8 protein-coding genes are annotated in these 13,140 nt (G+C 69.3%); all 8 read left to right on the top strand.

All coding sequences use genetic code 11. The annotated features are described in order from the left end of the window. Positions 1-547 precede the first annotated feature (547 nt). The 8 genes from ABH935_RS34145 (at position 548) to ABH935_RS34110 (ending at position 13,034) form a co-directional block, all read left to right on the top strand. Positions 548-1,453 carry a glycosyltransferase family 2 protein gene (locus ABH935_RS34145; protein WP_370382080.1) on the top strand — a complete coding sequence of 302 codons (906 nt, stop codon included), beginning with the start codon at positions 548-550 and terminating at the stop codon, positions 1,451-1,453. A gap of 16 nt (positions 1,454-1,469) precedes the next feature. Further along, positions 1,470-2,441, top strand: a complete 972-nt coding sequence (locus ABH935_RS34140; protein ID WP_370382079.1) for an NAD-dependent epimerase/dehydratase family protein — start codon at positions 1,470-1,472, stop codon at positions 2,439-2,441. Next, positions 2,438-4,120: a hypothetical protein gene (locus ABH935_RS34135; RefSeq protein ID WP_370382078.1), complete on the top strand. Its 1,683-nt coding sequence runs from the start codon at positions 2,438-2,440 to the stop codon at positions 4,118-4,120. The genes ABH935_RS34140 and ABH935_RS34135 overlap by 4 nt, the downstream gene beginning before the upstream one ends. Before the next feature lie 62 nt (positions 4,121-4,182). Continuing rightward, the gene (locus tag ABH935_RS34130; RefSeq protein ID WP_370382077.1) at positions 4,183-5,460 is read left to right on the top strand and encodes an acyltransferase family protein; all 1,278 of its coding nucleotides are present in this window, start codon (positions 4,183-4,185) and stop codon (positions 5,458-5,460) included. A 12-nt stretch (positions 5,461-5,472) separates the two neighbouring features. Further along, positions 5,473-7,131, top strand: a complete 1,659-nt coding sequence (locus ABH935_RS34125) for a glycosyltransferase family 39 protein (protein WP_370382076.1) — start codon at positions 5,473-5,475, stop codon at positions 7,129-7,131. A gap of 197 nt (positions 7,132-7,328) precedes the next feature. After that, positions 7,329-8,423 carry an ABC transporter ATP-binding protein gene (locus ABH935_RS34120; protein ID WP_370382075.1) on the top strand — a complete coding sequence of 365 codons (1,095 nt, stop codon included), beginning with the start codon at positions 7,329-7,331 and terminating at the stop codon, positions 8,421-8,423. A 149-nt stretch (positions 8,424-8,572) separates the two neighbouring features. Next, positions 8,573-10,522, top strand: a complete 1,950-nt coding sequence (locus ABH935_RS34115) for a hypothetical protein (RefSeq protein WP_370382074.1) — start codon at positions 8,573-8,575, stop codon at positions 10,520-10,522. A gap of 187 nt (positions 10,523-10,709) precedes the next feature. After that, entirely contained in the window at positions 10,710-13,034 is a 2,325-nt protein-coding gene (locus ABH935_RS34110; RefSeq protein ID WP_370382073.1) for an alpha-N-acetylglucosaminidase TIM-barrel domain-containing protein, read from the top strand. The last annotated feature ends 106 nt before the right edge of the window (positions 13,035-13,140 follow it).

Genomic DNA, 13,140 nt, shown 5'->3' with positions numbered 1-13,140 from the left:
GTGGGCTCCGACCAGTACAACTGCATTGCCGCTGACCTCTAGTACCATTTCGCCTCGAACAAGGGGAGCGGGTCCGAGAGCTGAGGTGGGGTGAATGGGCTCCGACGGGGACGTGCGGGCTCAGGAGCCCGTCGACGGGCCACCGGTGACGATCCCGGCGCAGGCCTCGACTCTTCCGCTGTCGCAGATACGGACCGCCCCGTGACTTGCGGTGATCGAGTCGGTCCAGGGCACCAGGACTGCTCGCGCCGGACCACCCGGCACCATGTTCCAGCAGTAGGGATCGGTCGATGAGCACGGACACCTCGACAGCCGAGGGTGAGCAGGCCCTCGCTCCGCACCGGGTGCGGCCGGCTCGTGCGACCAGGATCGCCGCCGTCCCGCCCCTGCGGACTCCGGCTCTTTCGCCAGCGCCCGCAGGCCGGCGTTCTCGTTGTTCTCCGCGCCCACGACCCCGGCTTCCGGTCGAGATCATCAGGGGGCTGTCATGACTCTGGATACGGGGGGCCGGCGCGAGCCAGAGGCCCTGGAAAGACAAGGAAGAAGTATGGAGAACGGTGGCGCCGACAAGGCCACGATCGACATAGCCCTGCCCTACTACGGCGACGTCGCCCTGATGCAGGCGGCGGTGTCCAGCGTCCGCGCCCAGACGGACCCGCGCTGGCGGCTCTACGTCGTGGACGACGGCAAGGAGCCCGGGGTGCCCGAGTGGTTCGCCGGGCTCGACGATCCGCGGATCAGCTACGAGCGCAACGAGGTGAACCTCGGCATAACCGCCAACTACCTGAAGTGCCTGGCGATGGCCGAGGCGGAGCGGGTGACCATCCTCGGCTGTGACGACGTCCTGCTCCCGGAGTACGTCGCGACGATCCACCGGCTGCACGCGCAGCACCCGGGCGCGGACATGATCCAGCCCGGTGTCGAGATCATCGACGGCGACGGTACGTCGGTGGATCCGTTCGTGGACCGGATGAAGCGGCGGATGTTCGCCCCGGAGCTGCGGGGTACGAGGGTGATGGGCGGCGAGGAGCTGGCCACCACTTTGCTGCGGGGGAACTGGACCTACTTCCCGTCCATCAGCTGGCGGACCGAGGCGATCCGCGCCGCCGGCTTCGACGCGCGCTTCGTCGTCACCCAGGACCTGGACGCCATGGTGCGCCTCATCGCGTCCGGGGGCGAGATGGTCGTCGACGACACCGTGGTGTTCCAATACCGGCGCCACGCCTCCAGCGCTTCCTCGACCCAGGCGGTCAGCGGGAAGCGGTTCGCCGAGGAGCGGGCGTTCTTCGAGAGCGCCGCCGCGAGGATGACCGAGCTGGGCTGGGAGAAGGCTGCTAAGGCCGCACGGCGCCATGTATCGTCACGGGTCTACGCGCTCACCATGGTCCCGGCAGCCGTCAAGCACGGCGACACCACCGGTGTCCGCACTCTCGCGCGCCACGTACTCGGTTAAGTAGGGGATGACCACAATGACCACGACACAGCGGGATGCTGACCGGCCACTGACTGTAGCCGTCCTGGGCGGCACCGGGTTCATGGGCCGCGCGATATCCCGGGCGCTGATCGAGGCGGGGCATCCGGTCCTGTCGATCGCGCGGAACCGTCCGGCCGGGTCCTCCGAAACCGGCTTCGTGTCCCTGGACCTCACCGAGGTCGACAGCGCCGAGCTGGCCCGGGTGTTCGCCGAACACCGGGTCGGCACCGTGGTGAACGCGGCCGGCGGCATGTGGGGCCTGACCGACGAGCAGATGGTGACGGCGAACGTCACGCTCGTGGAGAACACGGTCGCGGCGATGGCGTCGCTGCCCTGGCAGGCCCGCCTGATCCAGCTCGGCAGTGTGCACGAGTACGGCTTGGTGCCGATCGGCACGAGCATCGCCGAGTCCGCCGCGACCATGCCGTCGACCGCCTACGGCAAGCTCAAGGTCGAGGCCACGAACGTGATCCTGGCGGCGGTCCGCGACGGGCTGATCGACGGCCTCGTCCTGCGCCTGGGCAACGTCGTGGGCCCCGGCCAGCCGCATCACAGCCTCCTGGGCGTCATCGCGGACAAGCTCGACGCCGCTGCGGCCGCCGGCCGCCCGGCGGCCCTGACGCTCGCGCCGCTGGCCGCCAAGCGCGACTTCTTCGACCTCGGCGACGCCGCCGACGCGGTCCTGGCCGCGGTGAGCGCGCAGGCCAACGGACTCGTGGTGAACATAGGCAGCGGGAGCGCGTCCAGCGCCCGCGAAGTGGTCGAGCTCCTCATCAAGGTGAGCGGTGTGCCCACCGAGATCGAGAACACCACCGGGACCGACGGGGGAACGGACGATCTGGAATGGCAACAGCTCGCGGTCGGCGTGGCGTTCGACGTGCTCGGCTGGGCGCCGAAGCAGGATCTGAGCGGCGCGGTGGAGTCGCTGTGGGCGGCCCGCTCTCCAGATCGCACCGACTCCCGGTGATCGACGACACGGTACCGGTGACGGTTCCCGTCGTCACCTCGTCGGCGGTCACCTCGTCGCCGGCCTCCGGGCGTTCTCGGATGCAGCTCTCGGTTCCCGTCGTCGCCGAGATCGGTGTGGCTCTGTCCACGCCCGTCCTGTTCGTCTTCACCTGTCGGAGCATCGATGTCAATCCGCTGGACCCGATAGGCAAGGTCAGCGGGCTGGCCGCGCTGCAGTTCCGGTTCGCGGGGTTCGCGGTCGTACTGCTCGTGGCGCTGGTCGTGGCGGCGCGGTCGCGGCGGCCCGGCGTGGCCGCGCTCGTCCCCCGCCTGGCGTGCGGTGGCGTGGCCGGACTGGTGTCGGGCCTCCTGGCCGGCGGCGTCGTCGTGGCGCTGCACGGGACGTCTTGGGGCTTCCTGGCGGATCGCGGTGACGCCGGCCAGTTCATCAAGTGGGCCCAGGACGTGCTGGACGGCCACTCGCTGCCGCGCAACTACCCGCCCCTGCAGGCGTACACCATCGCCGGGATCTCCCAGCTGACCGGCCAACCGCCCGGCTACGCCATGAAGACCTTCGAGATCGCCGGCGCGGCGATCTTCTGCCCTTGCGCCTATCTCAGCTGGCGTCTGGTCCTGACCCCGCTGTGGGCGCTGCTCATCGGGGTCACCGCCGCCCTGCCGATGTACGACTCCCGGCCGGTCGCCGACCTGGTGCTCGTCGTCCTCGTGCCGGTGCTGATCAAGTTCGTCGAGGTCCTGCGCGGCGCGCCGGACCGTTCCACGCGCTCGCTGGTCCTCGCCGGTGTCGGCTTCGGTCTCGGTATCGGGTTCCTCTTCGAGGTCTACTACGGCTGGTACGTGTGGTCCGCGCCCGGCGTCGTACTGGCCTGCGCCTTCGTCGTCCCCTGGGGCCGGCCTGCGGCGCGCAGAGCGGCCGCGGTGCTGCTCGGGTCGACCGCCGCGACGTTCTGCGCCGTCACCGCGTACAACCTGCTGCCGCTGCTCACCGGCGACAGCAAGGTGAAGGACACCTACTTCTACTTCGACATCTACACTCAGCCCGCCTACTTCACCCACTGGTTCGGTGATCGGCCACCCACCACCCTCGGTATGTGGCCGCAGGTCGGTGACCTCGGCGGAGTCGACCTGTTCACGATTCTGCTCTTCGTCGGATTCGCCGCGGCTCTGGCGCTGGGCCGGGGCCGGTCGCCGATCGTCGTGGTCAGCCTGCTGGTCGGCAGCGCGTGGCTGGTCCGGTTCTACATCGCGCAGCAGATGTTCCACACCCAGTCGGTGCAGTTCTATCCGAGAACGAACTACCAGCTGCTCTACGGCATGCTCCTGATGACCGGCTTCGCCCTCATGTACGGAGCCCGGCACGTCCGCACCGCCCTCGCGGGGCGGATGTACCGGCGCGACGTCGCGTTCAACGGTCCCGCCTTGGCGAGCGTGCTGACCGGGACCATGTTCCTGTTCGCCTCGATCGGCGGAGCGACCATGGCCACCTTCATGCCGAAGAACGACAAATCCGCGGGTACCCTGGCCTATGCCGCCCAGACGATCCGGAAGCTCGACGGACGTTGTCCCTACTTCGCGGTTCCACCCGCCAACGAGCCGCTCGTACTCCGAGTCAAGGTCCGTACCGACCACGACCCGAGCTGTGTACCGCGAAACGACCCGACACCATGGTGGAAATAGCGGCGCGGTGATCGCGCATCCGTCCCCGACCGAGATCATCGAACCGGACAAGGAAAGTACTCATGCTGTCTAGAGCGATCGCCTCCCGAGGGAGGCTTTCGGAACTGTTCAAAGGACGTGACAACAGCGTCGGGTTCCTGCGGCTCTGCATGGCGCTGGCGGTGGTGGTGTCCCACGCCAGTCCGGTCGGATTCGGCCACCCCGACCCCGGGACCGGGCGTTTCGGCGGTCAGATCAACCTCGGGCGCATGTCGGTCTACGGCTTCTTCATCGTCTCCGGCTTTCTGATCACGCGCAGTGGGGCGCGCCTGGGGATCTTCCGTTATCTGTGGGCTCGGCTTCTCCGGATCCTCCCGGGCCTGTGGGGATGTGTGATCGTCACGGCGTTCGTCATCGCGCCGCTGCTTTACCTGCACCAGAACCGGGGGCCGCTCTCGGGCTTCTGGCACGCGCCAGGGGACGGACCGTGGGCCTACGTACAGGCCAACGGGTGGACCGGGTTCCGCCAGTTCGACGTGTCGGGCATCCTGGGCCACGCGAGCAAGGCCCACCGGGTGCACGACCCCGGGTTCGACGGAGCGCTCTGGTCGTTGGCGTACGAGATGACGTGCTACCTCATCATCGGGGTGCTGGCTGTCACCGGCGTGCTGAAGGCCGCACCGAAGTTCGTGATGGCGATCGCGATCGGGCTGTGGATCTACATCTTCGACGACCTGATGCAGTCGCCGACGTGGAAGGCGCCGCAGAACCTCGACGGGTTCAACATCTACATCCCGATCGTGAGCCGTTACATAGGCAACTTGAGCAGCCCTTACCTTGTCTATCTCGGATTCGCGTTCGCTCTGGGGGCGGTGTTCCAGCTCTACGCCGACCGGATCCCGGTCAGCGACACCCTCGGGGTCCTGTCGGCCGTGGTGTTCGTCGCCACGCTGTTCCTGGGCGGCTGGTTCGCCTTCGGTGTGCCGGCGATGTGCTACCTCGTGTTCTGGCTCGCGGTACGGCTTCCTCGCCCGTTCCGGGCGGTGGGACGCAAGAACGACGTCTCGTACGGCATCTACATCTACGGGTTCGTCGTCGAGCAGACGCTGTGCGTCCTCGACTACAACAACCGCTACGGCTACGTGGCGTTCGTCTTCACGGCGATCGCGGGGACGTTCGTCCTCGCGGCCATTTCCTGGTTCGTGGTGGAGAAGCAGTTCCTCCGGCTCAAGGACTGGAATCCTCCGCTGTCGAAGCTGCCGGGGTACTCCCGGGGGCGCAGGGGGATCTCCAGAACGAGCGTCCCCGCGCCACGGCAGGACGTTCCGGCGACGGTTCCCGCCGGCTCCGCGGGACAGTGAGGACCGTCGACAGTGACGACAATCGAAGAAACCGGCCAGGAAGCCCTGCGCACCCGCGGCGGAACGCGGTCGCGGCGCGCTCAGGGCGGCCGGGGCGGTTCGTGGGCGGCTGACCGGGCGACGGCCGTGTTGCGCAGCGTCTGGTTGGGACCCGCCGTTCTGATGCTGTTGCTGGGCCTGTGGAGGATCAACCGGGTAGAGCTCTGGCAGGACGAGCTGGTCAGTCTCGACGTCGCGCACAGGTCCAGGACGCAGATCTTGGACCTGACCCAGAAGGTCGACGGAGTCCACACCTTCTACTACCTGTTCCTGCACTACTGGGTCTCGGTGTTCGGGGACTCTCTGCTGGCACTGCGCGCACCGGCGGTCCTCGCGATGACAGGGGCGGCGATCTGCGTCGCGCTGACGGGCCGCCGCCTGTTCGGGCCGCAGGCGGGCGTGGCGGGAGGCCTGCTGTTCGCGCTGGTGCCGACCATGCCGCGGTACGCGCAGGAGGCCCGGTCGTACGCGTTCATCGTCTTCGCCTCCGCGCTCGCGACGCTGCTGTTCTTCCGCGTCCTGGAGTCCCCGACCTGGCGCCGCTGGATCCCCTACTGCCTGGCGGCGTCCCTGCTCGGCGTGGTCCACGTCATCGCCATGACGCTGGTCGCCGGGCACGCGGTCGTGCTCCTCGCGTCCTGCTGCCGTGAGATCGGCGTCTTCGGGCTGCTGGATTCGGTGAAGCGGCCCGGGAGCGATGACGGTCCCAGGGAGCGGACGCGTCTTTCCGCGCCCTGGCGGATCAGCCGGGTGCGTTGGCTGGTGCTGGGCTTCGCGGCGTCGATGGTCCTCGCGCTGGCCGCCGCCTGGCCGGTGATCTCGCTCGGCCGCAAGCAGTCCGGCCAGCAGATCTCGTGGATTCCCAAGCTGAACGGCTGGGGCGACGTCTACCAGGTCTGGCAGCAGACCGTGGCCTCGGTGCTGTTCTCCGCGCTGCTCCTGGTGGCCGCCGGGATCGGATTGGTGTTCGCCCGGCGACAGGCCGTGAAGATGGCGATCATCGTGCTCCTGCCGATGGTGATCGTCTGGGAGGCGTCGCAGGGTTCGGTGACCTACTTCTTCCCGAAGTACCTGATGTTCACCATCCCCGCGTGGGCGGTGCTGGCCGGGGCCGGCCTGGCCGCGTCGCGCAAGCTCTTCGTCCTGGCCCCGGCACTGGCCCTCGCGGCGGCGGCAGCCGTCCCGGGCCAGATAGCGATGCATCAGCCGCTGTCGCACATGTGGTACTCCTACCCCTCGGCACCGGTGCTCGCCCCGCTCGACTACCAAGGCGCGGCGGACGTCATCGCGCACGGATACCAGCCGGGGGACGCCGTCGTGTACGCCCGGAATCCCTGGTGGTGGATGGACGACGTCGGCGTGAAGTACTACCTGCCCGGCAGCCTCCAGCCCCGAGACGTGTTCCTGGAACACACAGCCGCTCAGAACAACCAGCTCTTCAGCACCGAATGCGACCCGAAGTCCTGCCTCGGCACCTCGCCGCGCCTGTGGATCGTCACGGTCGGCGGCCACCAGAACCCGGTCACGGCGCTGCCCGGGGATCAGGCGGCGGCGATCGGGAAGAGCTACCGGCTCACTTCGGTGACCTCGGTGCCGGGGATGACGGTCGGGCTGGTCACTCGGATCGGGTGACGCTGGGGCGGGCTCCCATCGGGGCCCGCCCGCGACCCGCGCCGTATCCGGGTTGTATCCGTGGAAACCGGGCCCCACCGGTGACAATCCCGCGCCGCCGGGGTACGGTCGCATCTACGGCCGAGCGGATCCGCCCCGGCCGCCTTTCCAACTCGGATCGTCCGGCACGTTCCTGCCGGTTGAAAGGGAGTACAACAATGGCTGGTGTCGTCTATCAGGACGCGTCCTGCGTCTACCCGGGTGCTGAGCGCCCCGCGGTCGACAAGCTGAACCTGGACATCGCGGACGGTGAGTTCCTCGTCCTCGTCGGTCCTTCCGGCTGTGGCAAGTCCACCTCGCTGCGCATGCTCGCCGGTCTGGAGGAAGTGTCCTCCGGCGGTATCTTCATCGGTGACCGCGACGTCACGCACCTTCCGCCGAAGGACCGGGACATCGCGATGGTGTTCCAGAACTACGCTCTGTACCCGCACATGACCGTCGCGGAGAACATGGGCTTCGCGCTGAAGATCGCGAAGGTCGACAAGGCCACCATCGCCAAGCGCGTGGAAGAGGCCGCGAAGCTGCTGGAGCTCACCGAGTACCTGGGCCGCAAGCCCAAGGCGCTGTCCGGCGGCCAGCGCCAGCGCGTCGCCATGGGCCGCGCGATCGTCCGCGAGCCCAAGGTCTTCCTCATGGACGAGCCGCTGTCCAACCTGGACGCCAAGCTGCGTGTGCAGACCCGTACCCAGATCGCCTCGCTGCAGCGCCGCCTGGGCATCACCACCGTCTATGTCACCCACGACCAGGTCGAGGCCATGACCATGGGCGACCGCGTGGCGGTGCTGAAGGACGGCCTGCTCCAGCAGTGCGACACCCCGCGTGCGATGTACGAGAAGCCCGCGAACGTCTTCGTGGCCGGCTTCATCGGCTCCCCGGCGATGAACCTCGTCGAGGTCCCGATCGTCGACGGCGGCGTGAAGTTCGACGGTCTGACCGTCCCGGTCTCGCGGGACGCGCTGGCCGTGGCCACCGGCGGCGGCGCGAAGACGCTGACCGTGGGCGTGCGTCCGGAGTCCTTCGACTTCGTCGGCGACGCCGACGGCGCCATCGCCATCACCGTGCACCTGGTCGAGGAGCTCGGCGCGGACGCGTTCGCGTACTGCGCGGCGCACGTCGGCGACCAGGACGTGGACCTGATCGTCCGGGTGGACGCCCGTGCCGTGCCGATGAAGGGCGATACCCTTTACGTCAAGCCGCGCGGAAGCGAGACGCACCTGTTCTCCGCGTCCTCCGGGGAGCGCATCGAAGCGTGATCAGCTGAGAATCCCGGGGGTTGGTCCCGGGGCTCATGGAGCGCGGATACCATGCCTTGCAACCAAGGCGAGGTATCCGCGCATCACTGTGATGGGGGCGGTGGCGCTCGCGCCTCGGACCCGCCCGTGACTGTCAGGAGTTTTCTGGGATGAGTGCGGACACCGTCGTTACGCAGAGGCAGGAGGCGGAGACGCGTCGGCGTCGCAGCTTCGGCCTCGAACGGTTCCAGGGGCTGGGCACCTGGATCCTGACCCGCCAGATATTCGGGGTCTCAGCCGGGGTCCTGCTGCTGGTGCTGCCGGTGTTCATCCTGTCGATGGCGATGCAGCTGGTCACCCGCCAGGGCTGGAACCACCCGCCGGACAGTCGCTACTACCTGTCGATGATGGCCAAGGACATGGGCCACAACTGGCTCGACTCGGTCAAGCAGGACCGCTCGGTCTCCTCCTGGCACGTCGCGCCGTACTTCTTCGCCGACAACGACCCGACCTGGCAGCTGGTCCGCTCCCGGGTGCTCTACCCGGTGCTGTCGATCCCGTTCGTGTGGCTGTGGGGCCTGTCCGGCGGCTCGATGGCGATCCCGGTGCTCGGCGACATCCTGTTCCTGTGGGCCACCGCGGCCGTCGTGCAGCGCCTGTACGGCCCGGCCGTCACGGTGATCGTGGTCGGCGCGTTCAGCACGGTGGGGCCGATCTTCGGCTTCGCCTGGGCCGGCACCGACACCCTGGGCATGGGACTGGCCGCGGTGATCGTGGCCCTGCTGCCCATCAACCGCACGATCGGCAAGGCCCACCTGGCATGGCTGGGCTCGGCCACGTTGTTCATCGCGCTGGACCGGCAGGTCGGCGTCCTGGCCCCGGCGATGGCCGGCGCCGGCTGGCTGTGGGAGCTGATCCGGACCCGGCAGTGGCGCAACCGGTGGCTGGGCTCGTTCGTGGTGACCAGCGTGGTGATGGTCGCCCAGGAGCTGTTCGTGCTCGTCTTCACCAAGTCGAGCCCGACCACGGTGAGCCACGGTACGACCACGACGTTCGGCTTCATCAGGCTGTTCATCCACAACCTGAAGCTGGTGACGCAGGAAGCCGTCACCTACATGTGGCACCAGGAGCACATCCTGTTCGCCCTGCTGGTCGCCGCCGGCATCGGCATGGTGGTGCGCTTCAAGTCCGACGCCGCCGCGGTCTTCCTCGGCGCGGCCGCCTCGACCTACGTGATCACCGCCAGCGTCGGTTTCTCAAGCTTCATGCGCTACGAGATGATCATGTTCCCGGCGGGCGCCGTCGCGGCCGGCTCGCTGGTGCAGCTGATGCTCGGCCAGTTCCAGCCGGCTCAGGCGAAGGCCGCCGCACCGGTCCTGGAAGCCGCAGCCGCCGACGAGGACTCGGCCGAGGAACCGGCACAGCCGCTGCCCGGCCGTCGCGCCCCCCGTCGCGGTGCCCTGGGCCTGGGCTTGGGCGCGGGGCTGGCCGGCACCGCCGTCGGCCGCTTCCTCGGCCTGGACCGCCCGAGCATCGACCGCTGGAAGCCGCAGGTGCTGTTCAGCGCCGCGGTCGTGGTCGTGATCGCCGCCGTCTCGATCCCGGGCTCCTGGCCGAGTACCCCGGCTGCCCCGCCGTCGCCCTCGTACGTCGCCGCCCAGGGCGGCACGCAGTACGCGATGACCCCGCTGGCCAAGCCGCCGGCGCAGACCACCCTGTTCTGGGCCTTCAACCAGGCCACCGACGTCGCCAACGGCCACGGCCTGCCCGACGGCTCCTTCGACTGGGTCCACGCCACCCGCTACCGCCCCCTGAAGCCGGCGGATCCGGGCTGGAGCACCCGCGGCAAGGACGGCACCACGGTCTTCCAGATCAACTCGATAGGCAACGACGAGCCCTCGGCCATAGCCTTCGGCAACGCCGTGACCCTGAACCGCACCGTGGACAAGAGCACGATCAAGATCCTGAGCCGCCAGGTCAGCGAATACGGCGAAGACGTGGTCTTCACGGTGAAGGACAAGTTCGGCGTGGAACACCGGGGCACGGCGACCACCCTGTACCCGATCTGGGAGGCGAACGCCCCCGGCGAGGTGACCGCACTGGTCTGGGACGCCTCCTGACCTGATCGCCCCCGCGGGCCCGTCACGCTTCGGCGTGGCGGGCCCGCGGTTTTTGGTGGCCAGCGCCGCCTAGGTCTCAAAACCATCTCGCAGGCAACGCGATCCCCCCTCTCAACCCTTCTGTCTATGACAGCGCGTTGCGCCAGCGTCCCGGCGACGGGGCTCACGGGAGACATGGGGCCGGGAGATGGTCGGACGTCGTCAGGTGATGGGCTACGGCATCGCGGCGGGGGCGCTCGCGGCCGTCGGGATCGGTGAAGCCCTCGGGTCGCGGTCGGTGGCGCATGGGACGGGTCCGGATACTGGTGCGGTGGACGGATCTCTGACTCATGTCGCCGGCGACGTTCCGGTGCAGGCCTTCGACACGGCGCCGGCACGCGGTGTGCTGGAGCGGCTGCTGACCGCCGGCCACGCCGGCCAGATCGAGCTCCGAGCAGTCTCGCCGGCTGCCAACGCCGCCAACGCCGCCGACCACTACCGCATCCGCTCCTCAGCCCTCTCCAACGCCCTCTCCGGCCCCGCCGCCCGCACCTCGCCCGCCACCGCGGTCACCATCGAAGGCACCACCACCTCCGCCCTCCTGGCCGGCGCCGCCCACTACCTCAAATACACCGCCGACGTCACCGTCTCCCTCCCCGGCGACAGCCTCTCGCAGCTCTCCCCACTCCTCCCGGCCCCGAGCGCGGACCTCTCCGCCTCCGCCACAGTCAGGCACCGCTTCGCCCTGAACGACACCGAGAACGGCTACGCCGGCGCCTACCGCACCTGGCCCGAATGGGAGCGCACCCTCGATGTCCTGGCCCTCCACGGCTTCACCGAAGTCCTCGTCGCCGCCGGCCAGGACGAGGTCTACCGCCGCGTCTTCACAGAGTTCGGATACGCCCCCGCCGACGTCGACGCCTGGATCCCGGCCGCCTCCCACCAACCCTGGTGGCTGCTCGGGAACCTGCAGGCCGTCGACGCCCCCGAGGACCCCGCGGTCCGCCAGGCCGGCGTCGCGGTGATCCAGCGGGTCGTGGCCCGGCTGCACGAGCTCGGGATGACGCCCGTACTCCCCGGCTACCTCGGCCAAGTCCCGCCCGGCTTCGCCGAGCGCGACGCCGAGCGCAACTCCGGAGCCCAAGCCCGCGTCCTCCCGCAAGGCGTCTGGGACGGCTACCAGCGCCCCGACTGGCTCGACCCCCGCGACCCGCACTTCGCCCGCGTCGCAGAGTCCTTCTACCGGCACCAGGCCGACCTCTACGGCCCCACCACCGCCTACAAGATGGACCTCCTGCACGAGGGCGGCAGCAGCGCCGGCGTGCCCATGGGCGACGCCGCGGTAGCGGTGATGACCGCCCTGCAGACCGCCCACCCCGGCGCGACGTGGGTCATGCTCGGCTGGGAGGGCAACCCGCGGCGCGACGTCCTCGACGCCCTGCGCACCTGTGGCTCGGCCGTCTGCGCGCGCGGCAAGGTACTGATCGTCGACGGCTGCTCCGACAAGTTCGCCGCCTTCGACCGCGAAGACGACTGGGGCGGCACCGCCTACGCCTTCGGCACCATCACCAACTTCGGCGGCCGCTCACTGCTCGGCGCCAACGCCGCGACGTGGACCGAACGCTTCGCGAAAGCCTTGGCGGCAAAGGGATCGGCGCTGTCCGGCATCGCCTGGATGCCCGAGGCCTCCGGCCACGACCCGGCGGCCTTCGAGCTGTTCGCCGAGCTCGCCTGGCGGCCCGACGCCTTCGACCTCACCGACTGGTTCGGCCGGTACGCCGGTCGCCGTTACGGCAAGGTGGACGCCGCCGCGACGAAGGCCTGGCAGGCGTTCGCGCAGACCGCCTACTCGCTTCCGCCCGGCGCCTACAGCCAAGCCCAGGACAGCCTCTTCAGCGCCTGGCCGGACCTGTCCGCGGTCACGGCGGCGCCCGGCGGCCCGGACATGCGCTACGACGGCGCGGCATTCGAGCAGGCCGTCTTCACGCTCCTGCAAGCCGATCCAGCGCTGCGAACCGTCGACGCCTACCGCTACGACGTCGTCGACTTCACTCGGCAGGCGCTGTCGAACCACGCCCGTGTGCTCCTGCCGAAGATCAAGGCGGCATACGACGCTCGCGACCTGGCCGCCTGGCACACCCACACCGCCCGATGGCTGCGAGCGATGACGCTGCTGGACTCCCTGCTCGCTACCGACAAGCGCTTCCTGCTCGGCACCTGGCTCGGAGCCGGCGGCTACGAAGCCCGCTCCCTGATCACCACCTGGGGCGGCCGCGGCCCGGCCGCCCTGCTGCGTAACTACGGCGCCCGCGAGCTGTCCGGCCTGGTCGCGGACGTCTACCTGCCGCGCTGGCGCAAGCAGTTCGCGGCGCTGGAGCGGGTGCTCACCGGGGCCGCGGAGCAAGCGGCGGAGATCGACTGGTTCGCGCTCGACGACGCCTGGGCGCGCGGCGCCGGGGGGTACCCGACCGAGCCGAACGGCGACCCGTTCGCCGTCGCAAACGCCGTCGTGTCCCTCCTCTCCCTGCCCTGACCTGCGAATACCTGCCCTGAGCAGGGCCGCAGATGACTATTGACGGTCCATCAGATTCGGCATACGGTCCGTTCGGACCAGCGGACCGTGCGTTTGTTCCGGCAAA

The organism is Catenulispora sp. GAS73 (genome assembly GCF_041262085.1).
Lineage (GTDB): Bacteria > Actinomycetota > Actinomycetes > Streptomycetales > Catenulisporaceae > Catenulispora.
This window is presented reverse-complemented; position numbering and strand designations above follow the sequence as displayed.